The 15984-nt window shown below is 60.5% G+C and carries 19 protein-coding genes; 9 read left to right on the forward strand and 10 right to left on the reverse strand.

Going from position 1 to position 15984, the window contains the following annotated elements:
- The first annotated feature begins 273 nt into the window (after positions 1-273).
- The 4 genes from ftsY to rpoH all read left to right on the forward strand — a co-directional run bounded on the left by ftsY (position 274) and on the right by rpoH (position 4464).
- The gene (gene ftsY, locus NK667_RS29400; RefSeq protein WP_054616933.1) at positions 274-1809 is read left to right on the forward strand and encodes a signal recognition particle-docking protein FtsY; all 1536 of its coding nucleotides are present in this window, start codon (positions 274-276) and stop codon (positions 1807-1809) included.
- Positions 1806-2477, forward strand: coding sequence for a cell division ATP-binding protein FtsE (gene ftsE / locus NK667_RS29405; protein ID WP_054044439.1), 672 nt, complete (start codon positions 1806-1808; stop codon positions 2475-2477). Before ftsY ends, ftsE begins: the two co-directional genes overlap by 4 nt.
- Positions 2474-3496 carry a permease-like cell division protein FtsX gene (gene ftsX / locus NK667_RS29410; protein WP_054044437.1) on the forward strand — a complete coding sequence of 341 codons (1023 nt, stop codon included), beginning with the start codon at positions 2474-2476 and terminating at the stop codon, positions 3494-3496. Before ftsE ends, ftsX begins: the two co-directional genes overlap by 4 nt.
- 113 nt (positions 3497-3609) lie before the next feature.
- The gene (rpoH, locus tag NK667_RS29415) at positions 3610-4464 is read left to right on the forward strand and encodes an RNA polymerase sigma factor RpoH (protein WP_003176698.1); all 855 of its coding nucleotides are present in this window, start codon (positions 3610-3612) and stop codon (positions 4462-4464) included.
- A 182-nt stretch (positions 4465-4646) separates the two neighbouring features.
- Here the strand turns inward: rpoH and mtgA are convergent, their stop codons facing one another.
- Positions 4647-5369 carry a monofunctional biosynthetic peptidoglycan transglycosylase gene (gene mtgA, locus NK667_RS29420; protein ID WP_054044435.1) on the reverse strand — a complete coding sequence of 241 codons (723 nt, stop codon included), beginning with the start codon at positions 5367-5369 and terminating at the stop codon, positions 4647-4649.
- Positions 5370-5443: 74 nt separating this feature from the next.
- Here mtgA and NK667_RS29425 point away from each other — a divergent pair, with 74 nt between their 5' ends.
- From NK667_RS29425 to trmB, 4 genes are all read left to right on the forward strand, one after another.
- On the forward strand, positions 5444-5815 hold the full coding sequence (locus tag NK667_RS29425; RefSeq protein WP_054616932.1) for a DUF423 domain-containing protein: 372 nt from the start codon (positions 5444-5446) through the stop codon (positions 5813-5815).
- A 181-nt stretch (positions 5816-5996) separates the two neighbouring features.
- Entirely contained in the window at positions 5997-6197 is a 201-nt protein-coding gene (gene thiS, locus NK667_RS29430; RefSeq protein ID WP_054044430.1) for a sulfur carrier protein ThiS, read from the forward strand.
- Positions 6198-6257: 60 nt separating this feature from the next.
- Positions 6258-7052: a thiazole synthase gene (locus NK667_RS29435; protein WP_008068101.1), complete on the forward strand. Its 795-nt coding sequence runs from the start codon at positions 6258-6260 to the stop codon at positions 7050-7052.
- A gap of 9 nt (positions 7053-7061) precedes the next feature.
- Positions 7062-7787 carry a tRNA (guanosine(46)-N7)-methyltransferase TrmB gene (gene trmB / locus NK667_RS29440; RefSeq protein WP_054616931.1) on the forward strand — a complete coding sequence of 242 codons (726 nt, stop codon included), beginning with the start codon at positions 7062-7064 and terminating at the stop codon, positions 7785-7787.
- Positions 7788-7920: 133 nt separating this feature from the next.
- On the opposite strand, the gene NK667_RS29445 is transcribed toward trmB, so the two are convergent.
- The 9 genes from NK667_RS29445 to NK667_RS29485 form a co-directional block, all read right to left on the reverse strand.
- Positions 7921-8244, reverse strand: coding sequence for a DUF3392 domain-containing protein (locus NK667_RS29445; protein ID WP_054044425.1), 324 nt, complete (start codon positions 8242-8244; stop codon positions 7921-7923).
- 22 nt (positions 8245-8266) lie between these two features.
- Positions 8267-9472 carry a radical SAM family heme chaperone HemW gene (gene hemW / locus NK667_RS29450; protein WP_054616930.1) on the reverse strand — a complete coding sequence of 402 codons (1206 nt, stop codon included), beginning with the start codon at positions 9470-9472 and terminating at the stop codon, positions 8267-8269.
- Positions 9469-10065: an RdgB/HAM1 family non-canonical purine NTP pyrophosphatase gene (rdgB, locus tag NK667_RS29455; RefSeq protein WP_054616929.1), complete on the reverse strand. Its 597-nt coding sequence runs from the start codon at positions 10063-10065 to the stop codon at positions 9469-9471. The genes hemW and rdgB overlap by 4 nt, the downstream gene beginning before the upstream one ends.
- The gene (locus tag NK667_RS29460) at positions 10062-10496 is read right to left on the reverse strand and encodes a DUF4426 domain-containing protein (protein WP_054044419.1); all 435 of its coding nucleotides are present in this window, start codon (positions 10494-10496) and stop codon (positions 10062-10064) included. Before NK667_RS29460 ends, rdgB begins: the two co-directional genes overlap by 4 nt.
- A gap of 26 nt (positions 10497-10522) precedes the next feature.
- Positions 10523-11143: a methionine biosynthesis protein MetW gene (gene metW / locus NK667_RS29465; RefSeq protein WP_054044417.1), complete on the reverse strand. Its 621-nt coding sequence runs from the start codon at positions 11141-11143 to the stop codon at positions 10523-10525.
- 7 nt (positions 11144-11150) lie between these two features.
- Positions 11151-12290, reverse strand: a complete 1140-nt coding sequence (gene metX / locus NK667_RS29470; RefSeq protein WP_054044416.1) for a homoserine O-succinyltransferase MetX — start codon at positions 12288-12290, stop codon at positions 11151-11153.
- A 197-nt stretch (positions 12291-12487) separates the two neighbouring features.
- Positions 12488-13075: a YggT family protein gene (locus NK667_RS29475; RefSeq protein WP_054044414.1), complete on the reverse strand. Its 588-nt coding sequence runs from the start codon at positions 13073-13075 to the stop codon at positions 12488-12490.
- Positions 13076-13099: 24 nt separating this feature from the next.
- Entirely contained in the window at positions 13100-13918 is an 819-nt protein-coding gene (proC, locus tag NK667_RS29480; protein WP_054616928.1) for a pyrroline-5-carboxylate reductase, read from the reverse strand.
- Positions 13919-13953: 35 nt separating this feature from the next.
- Positions 13954-14652, reverse strand: a complete 699-nt coding sequence (locus tag NK667_RS29485) for a YggS family pyridoxal phosphate-dependent enzyme (RefSeq protein ID WP_054616927.1) — start codon at positions 14650-14652, stop codon at positions 13954-13956.
- A 195-nt stretch (positions 14653-14847) separates the two neighbouring features.
- Between NK667_RS29485 and NK667_RS29490 the strand changes: the two genes are divergently transcribed.
- A complete protein-coding gene (locus tag NK667_RS29490) occupies positions 14848-15882 on the forward strand; it encodes a type IV pilus twitching motility protein PilT (protein WP_054616926.1) in 1035 nt (344 codons plus the stop codon).
- Positions 15883-15984: the final 102 nt, after the last annotated feature.

Below are 15984 nucleotides of genomic sequence, written 5' to 3' on the forward strand. Positions count from 1 at the left end.
TCCGTTTTACTGGCGGCCACGCCTGTGAGCCTTTTATCGGCGCGCAGGTTGTATGGGTTCTCGGCAGAAGCTTTGAGTTTGTCAGCTAGACTCTGCGTTTTCGCCGACGATGCCGGTCCAGTCCTTCGTATTAGTCGACCTTTGAGGTGCCGTTGGCACTTCGATAAATTGTTGCGCGTGAACAAGCTGGGTCAATCGCAGTCTGTTCTGCATCGAATATTTATTTGCCGGGGCGCCCTTTGGCGCGTCGCTACCGTGAGATAGCCGTCCTCCATGTTTGGTTCCAACGACGACAAGAAGACCCCAGCTGCGGCTGGCGAGAAGAAAAGCCTGTTCGGATGGCTGCGCAAAAAGCCGCAGGAACCCGTCGTCGAACAGCCACAGCCCACTCCTGAGCCCATTCCAGCGCCGGTAATAGAAGAAGAGCCGACGCCGATCGTTCTGCCGAGCGTAGAGCCGGTATTGCAACCGGCTGAGCCTGAGCCCGAGCCTCAAGTCGACGTCGCGGCCGAGTTGCCGCTGACGCCAGTCGCTGAGCCATGGCTGACATTGCCGGTGGCGGAAGAACCGGTGGCGTTGGTCGAAGACGAACAGGCGCCGCACGTTACTCCACCGATTCCAGCACCGATTGCGTTTACGCCTGAGCCGGTTCATGTGCCAGTGGTTGAGCCGGTCATCGTGGCCGAGCCTGCACCGGTGATTTCAGAGCCTGTGGTGCCGGCATTCGTTGCGCCTGTTGCGCCGATTGTTCAGGCGCCAGAGCCTGCACCTGCACCTGCACCTGCACCTGCACCTGCACCTGCACCTGCACCTGTCGTCGCTGCACCTGTCGCCATCATCGAAACCCCAGCCGAGCCGCCGCGCACCGAAGAAACCAAAGCCGGTTTCTTCGCCCGCCTCAAGCAAGGCCTGTCCAAGACCAGCGCCAGTATCGGCGAAGGCATGGCCAGCCTGTTTCTTGGCAAGAAGATCATCGATGACGAACTGCTTGAAGACATCGAAACCCGTCTGCTGACCGCCGACGTTGGTGTCGAGGCGACGTCGGTGATCATTCAGCGGCTGACCCAGAAAGTCGCGCGCAAAGAATTGGCTGATGCCGACGCGCTGTACAAATCCTTGCAGGCGGAGCTGGCAGCAATGCTCAAGCCCGTCGAGCAACCCCTGAAAATCCACTCGCAGAACAAGCCGTTCGTGATTCTGGTGGTCGGCGTCAACGGCGCCGGCAAAACCACCACCATCGGCAAACTGGCGAAGAAGCTGCAACTGGAAGGCAAGAAAGTCATGCTCGCCGCCGGTGACACCTTCCGCGCCGCTGCGGTGGAGCAATTGCAGGTCTGGGGTGAGCGCAACAAGATCCCGGTGATCGCCCAGCACACCGGCGCCGACTCGGCTTCGGTTATCTTCGATGCCGTGCAAGCCGCCAAGGCCCGTGGCATTGACGTGCTGATCGCCGACACCGCCGGTCGTCTGCACACCAAAGACAACCTGATGGAAGAACTGAAAAAGGTTCGCCGGGTCATCAGCAAACTCGACGTCGACGCGCCGCACGAGGTGCTGTTGGTACTCGACGCCGGTACTGGCCAGAACGCCATCAGCCAGGCCAAACAGTTCAACCAGACCGTGCAGTTGACGGGCCTGGCGTTGACCAAACTCGACGGCACCGCCAAGGGCGGGGTGATTTTCGCCCTGGCCAAGCAGTTTGGCTTGCCCATCCGCTACATCGGCGTCGGTGAAGGCATCGATGACTTGCGTACCTTTGAAGCAGAACCCTTTGTCCAGGCATTGTTTGCCGAGCGGGAGCGTTCATGATTCGTTTCGAACAGGTCGGTAAACGCTACCCGAACGGTCACGTCGGCTTGCATGAGCTGAGCTTTCGAGTCCGTCGGGGTGAATTCTTGTTTGTCACCGGCCATTCCGGCGCCGGTAAAAGCACCTTGTTGCGGCTGTTGCTGGCCATGGAACGTCCGACCACCGGCAAATTGCTGTTGGCCGGGCAAGACCTCGGCACCATCAGCAACGCACAGATTCCTTATCTGCGACGGCAGATCGGCGTGGTGTTCCAGAACCACCAGTTGCTGTTCGATCGCACGGTGTTCAACAACGTCGCGCTGCCGTTGCAGATCCTCGGCCTGTCCAAGCCCGAGATCGCCAAGCGAGTGGATTCGGCCCTGGAGCGCGTGGCGCTCTCGGACAAGACCGATCTGTACCCCGGCGACCTGTCCACCGGTCAGCAACAGCGCGTCGGCATTGCCCGCGCCATCGTGCATCGCCCGGCCTTGCTGCTGGCGGACGAACCGACCGGTAACCTCGACCCGCGCCTTGCGGCAGAGATCATGGGCGTGTTTGAAGACATCAACCGTCTGGGCACCAGCGTGCTTATCGCCAGTCACGACCTGGCCCTGATTGCCCGCATGCGCCACCGCATGCTGACCTTGCAACGCGGTCGCTTGATCGGCGACGGGGAGGCCGGCGTATGAGTGCGACACGCAGCCCCAAGGTTTCCGAGCGTGTGGCCCCGAAGGCCGCCGACCCGCAACCGCAAAAGAAAAAACGTGACGATGACGACGGCCCTGACTTCGCCACGCTGGTGCGCGCCTGGATCGAAAGCCATCGCGCCAGCCTGCTCGACAGCCTGCGTCGGTTGGGCAAACAGCCGATCGGCAGCTTCTTCACCTGCATGGTGATGGCGGTGGCTCTGAGTTTGCCCATGGGGCTGTCACTTTTGCTGAATAACGTCGAGCGACTGGGCGGTTCCTGGCAGCGTGCGGCGCAGATCTCCCTTTATCTGGAATTGAACGCCAGTCCGGAACAGGGCGAGTCGTTGCGCGAGCAGATCAAAGGCATGCCCGGCGTCGCGGATGCTGAATACGTCGGCCGTGATCAGGCGCTGGAAGAGTTCCAGCAGCAGTCCGGTCTGGGCGAGGCGCTCAAGGAACTGCCGGAAAACCCGCTGCCAGGCGTGGTGCTGGTGACGCCGAACGAGGTCGACAAGCCCACGCTTGAAGCATTACGACAAAAACTTTCCGAGCTGCCGAAGGTACAGCAGGCACAACTTGATCTAGTCTGGGTCGAGCGTCTGGCCGCCATCCTCAAGCTGGGCGACCGGTTTGTCTTCGGTCTGACCGTGCTTTTGGTGTCTGCATTACTTTTGGTGATAGGCAATACCATTCGTCTTCATATTGAAAACCGCCGCACAGAGATAGAAGTGATTAAACTCGTCGGCGGCACGGACAGCTATGTACGCAGGCCCTTTCTGTATATGGGCGCGCTATATGGCTTCGGTGCGGGGATTCTGTCCTGGGGCGTCTTGGCGTTCGGCCTGAACTGGCTGAACGACGCAGTGGTTGGTTTGGCCGGCTTGTACGGCAGTAATTTTGCGCTGGCCGGAGTGCCAGTTGCCGATGGTCTGTCGCTCTTGCTTGGCGCGGTGCTGTTGGGTTATATCGGTGCATGGATTGCAGTCGCACGTCATCTCAGGGAGTTGGCGCCGAAGTAGTATCTTTTTGCGCGTATTGACCTTTCGGATTTTATGGGAACTTGTCCTTTGGTTTCCGGTCAATTTTCGCAGTGCTGAACTGCACGAGTTATGTAAGTCGGAGGTTTTTTCGTATGACCACTTCTTTGCAACCTGCTTATGCTCTGGTTCCAGGCGCAAACCTGGAGGCCTATGTGCACACGGTGAACAGCATTCCATTGCTGACGCCGGAGCAGGAGCGTGAACTGGCCGAGAGTCTCTATTATGAGCAGGATTTGGGGGCGGCTCGGCAGATGGTGCTCGCCCACCTGCGTTTTGTCGTACACATTGCCCGTAGCTATTCCGGCTACGGCCTGGCTCAGGCTGACCTGATCCAGGAAGGTAACGTCGGCCTGATGAAGGCTGTTAAGCGTTTCAACCCGGAAATGGGTGTGCGCCTGGTTTCGTTCGCTGTGCACTGGATCAAGGCGGAAATTCACGAGTTCATCCTGCGCAACTGGCGCATTGTGAAAGTCGCGACCACCAAGGCCCAGCGCAAGCTGTTCTTCAACCTGCGCAGCCAGAAGAAACGTCTGGCGTGGCTGAACAACGAGGAAGTCCACCGTGTGGCAGAAAGCCTCGGTGTAGAGCCGCGCGAAGTGCGCGAGATGGAAAGTCGTCTGACCGGCCATGACATGGCCTTCGACCCGGCCGCAGAAGCGGACGACGACAGCGCTTTCCAATCGCCGGCCAACTATCTGGAAGACCACCGGTACGACCCGGCCCGTCAACTGGAAGATGCCGACTGGAGCGACAACTCCAACCACAACCTGCACGAAGCGCTGGAAGTGCTGGACGACCGCAGCCGTGACATCCTCTACCAGCGCTGGCTGGCAGAAGAAAAAGCCACGCTGCACGACCTGGCGCAGAAGTACAACGTGTCGGCCGAGCGTATTCGTCAGCTTGAGAAGAGCGCGATGAACAAGCTCAAGTTGTCGATCGCCGCCTAACCGGCGAACCGCCAATAAAAAACGCCCCGATCAGTGATGATCGGGGCGTTTTTGTTTCTGTGCTCAACACATAACCCCTGTGGGAGCGGGCTTGCTCGCGAATGCGTCGTGTCATCCAGCAATGATGTTGGCTGATGCACCGCATTCGCGAGCAAGCCCGCTCCCACAGGGGATTTGCGGCGTTATTGGGCCCAGGGCGCTCGCCGTGAATCATTGAGTCCTACAAGGTAGCTATCACCACCGAGTTGACTCATCTGCTGACGAATCCATCCGGCCCGCCGTGCAACATAATTGGTTGGGTGGCTAGCACTCCATACCCTCGGGTTTGGCAGTACAGCGGCCAGCAAGCTCGATTGCTGACGGCTAAGACCTTTGGCGCTCACGCCAAAGTGATGCCGGGCCGCCGCTTCGGCGCCAAACACCCCGTCATCCCATTCGACGCTGTTCAGGTACACCTCAAGAATCCGCTGCTTGGGCCACAACACTTCGATCAACCCGGTGAACCAGGCTTCCAGGCCTTTGCGCAGCCAGCTGCGGCCGGACCACAAAAACAGATTCTTCGACACCTGCTGGCTCAACGTACTCGCACCGCGAATCGTGCCGCCGCGTTCGTTATGGGCAAACGCCGCCTGGATTGCGCCGAAATCAAAGCCCCAGTGCTCAGAGAACTTTTGGTCTTCGCCGGCAATCACCGCGACTTTCAGGTCGTCGGAGATTTCATCCCAGGGTTTCCAGGTGCGTTGCAGATCGATGGGCTCGCCATCGAACCAGGATTCGACCTTGCGCTCGACCATCAGCGCCGTGCCCGGTGGCGGCACTACGCGAAAAATCAGAACCAACAACACGCTGCCGCCCGCGAACCAGAGCAGGGCCTTTGTGAATCGTCGCAAAATTAAACGCAGCATAGAGATGGCTTGGCCGAACCCGTTGAGCGGGCCATTATACAGACCCTGTTGATCGAGTCTGACTGGAGTTCTTCATGCTGCGTGGCTTTCTGATGCTGGCCGCTTTCTTCGGCTTCACCGGCGTTGCCCTTGGCGCGTTCGCCGCACACGGCTTGAAAAACCGTCTGACGCCGGAATACCTCGCAATTTTCCACACTGGCGTTACCTACCAACTGGTACACACCCTGGCGCTGCTGGGCGTGGCGTTGCTGGCAACGCAGATTCCGGGGCGCTTGATCACCTGGGCCGGCGCGTCGTTTGCCATCGGCATTCTGCTGTTTTCCGGCAGTTTGTATCTGCTGACGATCACTTGCGTGAGCAAGCTCGGCATCATCACCCCCTTCGGCGGCCTGGCATTTCTGATCGGCTGGTTCTGCCTGGGCCTCGCCGCCTGGCGGTTAAGCTGACTTGTAGGAGCGAGGCTTGCCCGCGAAAGCGTCGTAACAGCCGCCACCATCATCGACTGATACGACGCCTTCGCGGGCAAGCCTCGCTCCTACAGAGATCGTGTTTCAAGACGAATGGCTTGGGTCAGTCTGACCGATCGGGCTAGAATGCCTGCCCCTAAAAATGATGGCGGCTTCTTGCATGCGCATTCAGTTGAACGGCGAATCCCTTGAACTGCCCGACGGTGAAACCGTTGCGGCCCTGCTGACCCGTCTGGATCTGACCGGACGCCGGGTGGCGGTCGAACTCAATCTGGATATCGTCCCGCGCAGCCAGCATGCCGACACCACGCTGAACGACGGCGACAGTGTCGAAGTGGTGCACGCCATCGGCGGCGGCTAGTCGCCCGGCCCGCAAGGGCACAAAATTCTGCAAGAACCTCACCCCTACAGAGGATTTCCCATGAGCATCGTTCGTAGCGACAAGCCCTTCGTCCTGGCCGGTCGTACTTACCAGTCGCGTTTGCTGGTAGGTACCGGCAAGTACCGCGACATGGAAGAAACCCGCCTGGCCATCGAAGCCTCGGGTGCCGAGATCGTCACCTTCGCCGTGCGTCGCACCAACCTGGGCCAGAACCCGGGCGAACCGAACCTGCTCGAAGTCCTGTCGCCGGATCGCTACACCTTCCTGCCGAACACCGCCGGTTGCTTCGACGCGACCGAGGCCGTGCGCACCTGCCGCCTGGCCCGTGAGCTGCTCGGTGGCCACAACCTGGTGAAGCTGGAAGTGCTGGCGGACCAGAAAACCCTGTTCCCTAACGTGATCGAAACCCTCAAGGCCGCCGAAGTGCTGGTCAAGGAAGGCTTCGACGTGATGGTCTACACCAGCGATGACCCGATCATCGCCCGTCAACTGGCGGAAATAGGCGTTATCGCAGTCATGCCGCTGGCCGGCCTAATCGGCACCGGTCTTGGGATCTGCAACCCGTACAACCTGCAGATCATCCTCGAAGAAGCCAAAATTCCAGTGTTGGTGGATGCCGGTGTCGGCACCGCCTCCGACGCCACCATCGCCATGGAACTGGGTTGCGAAGCGGTGCTGATGAACTCGGCCATCGCCCACGCCCAGCAGCCAATCATGATGGCCGAAGCCATGAAACATGCGATCGTTGCAGGTCGCCTGGCCTACCTCGCCGGCCGCATGCCGAAAAAACTCTATGCCAGCGCTTCCTCGCCGCTGGATGGTCTGATCAAGTAAGAGCCATTGATGACTGAATCGAACGAAACGCCTATCCAGCCGGAAGAAGGCGAAGAGCGCCAACACCGCCGCATCAAGAGTTTCGTGATGCGCGCCGGGCGCATGACCGAAGGCCAGCAAAAAGGCCTGGAGCAGGGCACGCCGCTGTTCGTCCTGCCGTTGGCCGATGCGCCGGTGGACTTCGACCAGGTGTTCGGCCGCTCGGCGCCGCGTTCGCTGGAAATCGGCTTCGGCATGGGCCATTCGCTGCTGGAAATGGCCGCGGCTTCGCCTGAGCAGGATTTCATCGGTGTGGAAGTTCACCGTCCGGGTGTCGGCGCGCTGCTCAATGGCGTGCTGACCCAAGGCCTGACCAACTTGCGGGTCTACGATTGCGACGCGATCGAAGTGCTCAACCATTGCATCGCCGACAACAGCCTCGATCGCCTGATGCTGTTTTTCCCGGACCCGTGGCACAAGAGCCGTCACCACAAGCGCCGTATCGTTCAGGCGTCGTTTGCTGAACTGGTGCGCAGCAAGTTGAAGGTCGGCGGCATTCTGCACATGGCCACCGACTGGGAACCGTACGCCGAGTACATGCTGGAAGTGATGAACGTCGCGCCGGGCTACCGCAACCTCGCCGAAGACGGCAAATGCGTGCCGCGCCCGACCGAACGCCCGATCACCAAGTTCGAACGCCGCGGCGAACGACTTGGACATGGCGTGTGGGACCTGAAGTTCGAAAAACAGTCCTAAGCCGTAACGCAACACCCCATGTGGGAGCGGGCTTGCTCGCGAAGGCGTCGTGTCATTCAACTTTAATGTCGAATGACACACCGCCTTCGCGAGCAAGCCCGCTCCCACATTTGTTTTGTGGTGTGTTCGGAATTCAGCGGCGGTCAGCCACTACGCCGATCAGCACCAGCACCACCAACAACACCGGCGCGAGGCTGTAGTTGTTGAACTGGCTGAGGCCTTTGATGATCCACGGCGTGGCGTAGATCAGTGCGACGCCGCTGCCGACCATGCACAGCAGGGACATCAGCGGGACGCGCAAGGCGCCGGCGATGCCGCCCAGGCGTTGTTCGACCCAGCCTTTGATGTCTGCGCCGAACAGCACCAGCAAGCAGCCCACCAAGGCCAGAGAGATTTCCGACAGGTTGCTGCGGCTCCAGCGGGACACGGTGGCGAGCAGGTCGAGGATCAAATCCATTGGTTTTCCCTTAAGGCTGAAATCAGCTCAGAAATGTCTGCAGCAAGTCGTTGAGGAACAGTTGTCCGCGCTCGGTGGCCGCCAGACGTGACGGTTCGACCTGCAACAGGCCGCTTTGTTCGGCTTCCCGGCGCCCTTCGGCGAGGCTTTCCAAGGGCAGCCCGGTGCGTTCCGGATACAGGCGCGATTCGACGCCGTCGGTCAGGCGCAGGGCGTTCATCAGGAAGTCGAACGGCAACTCGTCATTGGTCAGGGCCTTCTCGCCAGCCTTGAAGCTTTTGGCCGGGTTGAGGTAATCCTTCGGCAAGCGGGTCTTCCAGGTGCGCACGATACGCCCGTCCGGGTGGCTGAGCTTGCCGTGGGCGCCGGCACCGATGCCGATGAAGTCGCCGAAACTCCAATAGTTGAGGTTATGCCGAGCGGGACGACCGGGCTGGGCATAAGCCGAAACTTCGTATTGCGCGTAACCGTGCTCGGCCAGCAGCGCTTGCCCGGCTTCCTGAATGTCCCACAACGTGTCGTCTTCCGGCAGCGTCGGCGGCTGGTTCCAGAACACCGTGTTCGGCTCCAGGGTCAGCTGATACCAGGACAAGTGAGTCGGCTTCAGGGCGATGGCCTGGCGCAGGTCGCTCAGCGCATCGTCCAAGGACTGATCGGGCAAACCGTGCATGAGGTCCAGGTTGAAGTTGTCGAACCCGGCCTGACGGGCCATGCCGGCGGCTCGGACCGCTTCGTCACCGTTGTGAATCCGTCCCAGGGCCTTGAGTTTCTCTTCCTGGAAGCTCTGGATGCCGATCGACAGGCGATTGATGCCCAGCGCGCGGTAGGCGACAAACTTCTCTTGTTCGAAGGTTCCGGGATTGGCTTCCAGGGTGATTTCGATGTCGCTGGCAAACGGGATGCGCTGTTCCACACCTTTGAGCAAACGGCCCAGCGCCTCGGCGCTGAACAGGCTCGGCGTGCCGCCGCCGAAGAAGATCGAGCTCAGCTCGCGGCCGTAGACCGCGTGCAAATCCTGATCGAGGTCGGCCAGCAATGCGTCGACATACTCTTCTTCCGGCAGCACGGGGCTGGCAGTGTGGGAGTTGAAGTCGCAATAAGGGCATTTGCGCACACACCACGGGATGTGGATGTACAGCGCCAGGGGCGGCAGCGTAGGCAGCGCGGCCCGAGGCGATTGTGCGGCGCCACCGAAGATCAGTGGCGACGCGGATGAGTCGTGGGTCATATCAAGCCTAGACGCTGGCGCAGCAGATCCATTGCACGGGCGCGGTGGCTGATGAGGTTCTTTTCGCTTGGGCTCAACTCGGCGCTGGAGCAATCGCGAGAGGGCACCCAGAACAGCGGGTCGTAGCCAAAACCGTGTTCACCGCTGGCCGCAGTCAGTATGCGCCCGTGCCACAGGCCTTCGCACAGGATCGGCAGCGGATCGTCGGCATGCCGCACCAGCGCCAGGACGCAAACGAACTGCGCGCCGCGCTCGGCTTCAGGCACGTCTTTCATAGCTTCTAGCAGCTTGGCGTTGTTCGCCGCATCGCCCTTGCCGTCGGCATAACGAGCGGAGTAAATCCCCGGCGCGCCACCAAGGAAATCCACCGCCAGCCCCGAATCATCGGCCAGTGCCGGCAGGCCGGAGATGCGCGCGGCGTTGCGGGCCTTGAGGATGGCGTTTTCGACGAACGACAGGCCGGTTTCTTCAGGCTCGATGCTGCTGAACTCGCCGATCGAGCGCAGTTGCACCGATGCGCCGAGCATGGCCTGAAGTTCCTTGAGTTTGCCGGCGTTATGGCTGGCCAGTACGAGTTGCGTGAAGTTCATCATTCGCCGGGGAAAAGCTCTTGGTTGAAGTTGATGGTGTTGATTTTGTCGCCGTTCTGCACCTTGATTTCAAAGGTGCGGACTTCCTGCTGTTCAACCGGATATTGCGCGATGTAATAAACCGCGCCTTGTTCGGTGATCTGTTTGAATTTCAGTGGCACGCTTTGGCTGGTGAGGTCTTTGATCGTGCCGTTGACCTGGGCGATCAGCGGCTTGCCGTCCTTGATCACCGAAATGTTGATCACGCCCTGGTTCTTGCTGCGCACCAGTTCCGCCGCTTTGGCGATGTCCGGTGTCAGGAACGTGGAGTTGAAGGTGTTGTAATGCACCGTCACGTCGCCAAAGGTTTCCTGGCGCTCGCCCTTGATGATGTCGGCGGCCATGGCAGTGACGCTCAGGCAGGCAGTAAGTAGAAACAGCGCTAGACGACCCATGATCGTTCTCCTTGAAATGGCGTGGTTCAGACCGCGACCTTGTGGTCTTGCAGCCCTGGGCTGCTGACGCGGTAGATACCGATCTCACCTAATAGATTAGGCCATAGCTTACTGGCCCACCCGTGTCGGTGCTGTTGATCCACGGCAAGCCGATCAATGACCTTCGCTTCACGTTCGCGGCACAACTCTTCAAAGTCGCCGAAAGTGCAGAAGTGGATGTTCGGCGTGTTGTACCAGGTGTACGGCAGGAACTCGGACACCGGCATCCGGCCCTTGCTCGCCAGGTACCAGCGGCAGCGCCAGTGACCGAAATTGGGGAACGTGATGATGCACTGGCGACCGACCCGCAGCATTTCGTCGAGGATCCTGTCCGGGTAATGCACGGCTTGCAGGGCCTGGGTCATGACCACGATGTCGAAACTGTTGCTGGCAAAGTTGCCGAGGCCCTTGTCCAGGTCCTGCTCGATCACGTTGATGCCCTTGGCCACGCACTCGGCGATGTTGTCCGCGTCGTTTTCCAGGCCATAGCCGGTGACTTGCTTGTTGTCCCGCAGCCAGGTCAGCAGTTCGCCGTCGCCGCAACCGAGGTCGAGCACGCGGCTACCGGCGGGAATCCATTCCTGGATGATTTCCAGATCAGCTCTCATGGCTTACTCACAAACTAATTCGGTTCATGTAATTGCTGAACGCCTGCAGATAGCGCGGGATCGGAATCAGGAAGGCGTCGTGGCCTTGCGGAGCGTCGATCTCGAGGTAGCACACGTCTTTTTTGGCCGCCATCAGCGCGTCCACCAGTTCCCGGGAGCGGGCAGGGGAGAAGCGCCAGTCGGTGGTGAAGGACATCACGCAGAACTTGGACGTGGCGCCAGCGAAGGTTTTCGCCAAGTCATCGTCGAAATTCGCCGCCGGGTCGAAGTAATCCAGCGCCTTGGTCATCAGCAGGTACGTGTTGGCGTCGAAACGCCCGGAGAACTCTTCGCCCTGATAACGCAGGTAGCTCTCGACCTGGAACTCGACGCTGTGGAAGTCGTAGTTGAGCTTTTCGCTCTTCAGGCCACGGCCGAATTTCTCGCCCATGGAATCGTCGGACAGGTAGGTGATGTGCCCGACCATCCGCGCCAGCATCAAGCCGCGCTTGGGGATCACGCCGGCTTCCTGGAACGAACCGCCGTGGAACTCGGGGTCGGTGAGGATCGCCTGGCGCGCCACTTCGTTGAATGCGATGTTCTGCGCCGACAGTTTCGGCGCCGAGGCGATGGCCAGGCAATGCCGCACGCGGTCGGGGTAAGTGATGGTCCACTGCAAGGCCTGCATGCCGCCGAGACTGCCGCCGATCACCGCCGCCCACTGGCTGATGCCGAGCAGGTCGGACAGGCGTGCCTGGCTGTGGACCCAGTCTTCCACGGTCAGCACCGGGAAGTCGGCGCCGAATGGCTTGCCGGTCTCCGGATTGATGCTGCTCGGGCCGGTCGAACCGTTGCAGCCGCCGAGATTGTTCAGGCTGACCACGAAGAACTTGCTGGTGTCGATCGGTTTACCGGGGCCGATGCAGCTGTCCCACCAACCGGGTTTGCGGTCGTCGGGGCTGTGGAAACCGGCAGCGTGATGGTGTCCGGACAAGGCGTGGCAGATCAGCACGGCGTTGCTCGCCGTGGCGTTCAGCGTGCCGTAGGTTTCGTAGATCAGGTCATAAGCTGGGAGCGAACGGCCACAGGCCAGGGCCAGGGGTTCACTGAAGTGCGCCACTTGCGGCGTCACCAGACCAACAGAATCGGCGGGAAAGGCAGTTGGCATCGACCCTGCTCTCGTTGAAATGAGGCGTAAGTCTAAAGACCGCTGCCCTTAGCAGCAAGCGAACGGCAGGCCTGATTTCATTCAGTTGGACCGAGGTGCGGCATTCGCGGGCAAGCCTCGCTCCTACAGGGAATCGCATAGGTCCTGTAGGAGCGAGGCTTGCCCGCGAAGAACGATAACGCGGTCAGCGCTCTGGATCAGATCAGCCCAAGCAAACCCTGCGGCATGAACGCAAAGTACGCCAGGCGCGGGATCAGCCAGCTCTGCAGCAACTGGATCACGATAAACGCGAAGATCGGCGAGATATCCAAACCGCCCAGGTTCGGAATGATCCGGCGGAACGGGGCGAGTACCGGTTCAGTAATCTGAGCCACCAGTTCGGCGCCAGGATTGTGGCTGCCCGGGGCGACCCAGGACAGGATCACGCTGATGATCATCGCGTAGAAAATGATGTTCAAGAACAGCGAGAACAGCGCGATCAGTGCCCAAGGCACCAACAGCACCCAGTCGACCATGAAGCCTTTGAGCAGCAGGATCACCGCGATCAGCAGCATTTGAATGATCAGCGCCAACACCAGCGACGACATGTCCAGCCCGAACATGCTCGGGATGACCCGGCGCAGCGGCTTGAGCAGCGGTTGAGTGGCTTTGACGATGAACTGGCAGAGCGGGTTATAGAAGTTCGCCCGAACCAATTGCAGGATGAAGCGCAACAGCACGATCAGCAGGTACAGGCTGCCCAGCGTCTTGATGATAAAAACGGCAGCGTCATTGAGTCCGAGCATCATTGATTCCTTTGTAAGAGCTGATTAGCGACCCAGTTGTTCGGCCATCTCGGCCGAGCGATGTGCAGCGGCGCCGAGTGCCGTTTCGACCAGGGCTTCGAAGCCCCCGGCCTGGAACGACTTGATCGCTGCTTCCGTGGTGCCCGCAGGCGAGGTCACGCGGCGACGCAGTTCCGCAGCGTCCACGTCACTGGCAACCGCCATGTGTGCGGCGCCCAGGGCGGTTTGCACGGTCAGTTGCGCGGCGACGTCCGCCGGCAGGCCGAGTTTCACACCGGCCGCAGTCATGGCTTCGATCAACAGGAAGAAGTACGCCGGGCCACTGCCGGAAACGGCGGTCACCGCATCCAGTTGCTGTTCTTCGTCCAGCCACAGCGCGATGCCGACGGCGGACAGCAGCTCTTGGGCCTGCTGGCGTTGCTCGGCCGTTACTTCGGCCGTGGCGAACAAACCGCTCACGCCCTGACGCAGCAGCGCCGGGGTGTTGGGCATGCAGCGCACGATTGGCTGGGCGCCGAGCCAGTTGTTCATGCTGGCGCAGGTGATGCCGGCGGCGATGGACACCACCAATTGATGCGGTTTGAGGCTTGGGCGAATGGCTTCGCACACGGCTTTCATTGCCTGGGGTTTGACCGCCAGCACGACCACGTCGGCGTCCTGAATGGCGTCGGCGTTGTCGGCGAATACTTCGATGCCGTGCTCGGCGCTCACGCGAGCGCGGGTGTCAGCGCCGGGATCGCTGGCGCGGATGTGGGCCGCGTCCAGACCTTTGGCGCGCAGGCCACCGATCAGGCTGGCGGCCATGTTGCCGGCACCGATAAAGGCAATACGAGTCTTGCTCATGTCAGGTCCTTATAAAGAGAGGAGTCAGCCATTGTTCAAGGCTGGCCATGCATTTGTTGAGAGCCGCGAGCGCCAAACAGGGCTGTACCGATGCGGACCCACGTGGCGCCCATGGCGATGGCCGACTCGAGGTCGTGGCTCATGCCCATGGAAAGCGTGTCGAGCGGCAGTTCGAGGCTGGCTTGCAGGTGCTGCACGGCAGCAAAAGCGGCGTCCTGGGCGGCGCGATCTTCAGTCGGCTCGGGGATCGCCATCAGCCCGCGCAACTTCAGGCGCGGCAATTCGCTGATGGCCTTGGCCAGGGCTGGCAGGTCGGCCGGGGTGCAGCCGGACTTGCTGTCCTCGCCGCTGACGTTGACCTGGATGCAGATGTTCAGCGGCGGCAGATCGGCAGGACGTTGTTCGGACAGGCGTTGTGCGATTTTCAAACGATCCACGGAATGCACCCAAGCGAAGTGCTCGGCGATAGCGCGAGTCTTGTTCGATTGAATGGGGCCGATGAAGTGCCAGATCAAGGGCAGGTCGGCCAATTCGAGCTGTTTGCCCAAGGCTTCCTGCAGATAGTTCTCGCCAAAGTCCCGCAGCCCGGCGGCGTAGGCTTCACGCAGAGCTTGGGCGGGCTTGGTCTTGCTCACAGCCAGCAGCTGGACGCTGTGCTCGTCGCGGTGGGCAGCAACTGTTGCCGCATGTATGCGCGAACTAACCTGGAGAATGTTGTCTGCTATCGTGGACATCAAATCCTGCCTGAAAAGTGCCTGCACTCGATCATGCGGCGTTAAAAGTCGGCTCAGAATGCTCATTGACTGACGTCAACTCCGCTTCTTCGCCAACTTTTGTCTTGCCTGATCATCGCTCGGCGACTTTTCAGGCGAGGATTCGGCGCCGGCGGTCTGAAGGTTCGCGGCATTCTACTGGAATTGAGGAGCGCTATGGATATCACTGAGCTGCTGGCATTCAGCGCCAAACAGGGTGCGTCCGACTTGCACCTGTCTGCCGGCCTGCCACCGATGATTCGCGTCGATGGCGATGTGCGGCGCATCAACCTGCCGGCCCTGGACCATAAACAGGTGCACGAGCTGATCTACGACATCATGAACGACACCCAGCGGGTGGACTTCGAGAAACACCTCGAAACTGACTTCTCCTTCGAAGTGCCGGGCGTGGCGCGCTTCCGGGTCAACGCGTTCAACCAGAATCGCGGCGCCGGCGCGGTGTTCCGGACCATTCCGTCGAAGGTCCTGAGCATGGACGACCTCGGCATGGGCGAAGTGTTTCGCAAGATTACCGAAGCCCCCCGTGGCCTGGTGCTGGTGACGGGTCCGACCGGTTCCGGCAAGTCCACCACCCTGGCAGCGATGATCGATTACCTGAACAACCATCGCCATCACCACATCCTCACCATCGAAGATCCAATCGAGTTCGTCCACGAATCACGCAAATGCCTGATCAATCAGCGCGAAGTCCATCGCGATACCCGCAGTTTCGCTACCGCGCTGCGCTCGGCGTTGCGCGAAGACCCGGATGTGATTCTGGTGGGCGAGATGCGCGATCTGGAAACCATTCGCCTGGCATTGACCGCAGCCGAGACCGGCCACTTGGTGTTCGGCACGCTGCACACCACGTCGGCGGCGAAGACGATCGACCGGGTGGTGGACGTGTTTCCGGGGGACGAGAAGTCGATGGTGCGCTCGATGCTGTCCGAGTCGTTGCTGGCGGTGGTGTCGCAGACGCTGGTGAAGAAGATCGGCGGCGGACGGATTGCGGCGCACGAAATCATGCTCGGTACGTCAGCGATCCGTAACCTGATCCGCGAGGACAAGGTGGCGCAGATGTACTCGTCGATTCAGACCGGGGGCAACCTGGGGATGCAGACACTGGATATGTGTCTGAAGGAACTGGTGGCCAAGGGTTTGATCAGCCGCGAGCATGCGCGGGAGAAGGCGCGGTCACCGGATAATTTTTGATCGGTCCAGAAACGTCTTCGCGGGCAAGCCTCGCTCCTACAGGATGGTATGTGCCGCGAAAATGGCGCATGACCTGTAGGAGCGAGGCTTGCCCGCGAAGGG

The sequence above is a fragment of the Pseudomonas nunensis genome, assembly GCF_024296925.1.
In the GTDB taxonomy this organism is placed as follows: domain Bacteria; phylum Pseudomonadota; class Gammaproteobacteria; order Pseudomonadales; family Pseudomonadaceae; genus Aquipseudomonas; species Aquipseudomonas nunensis.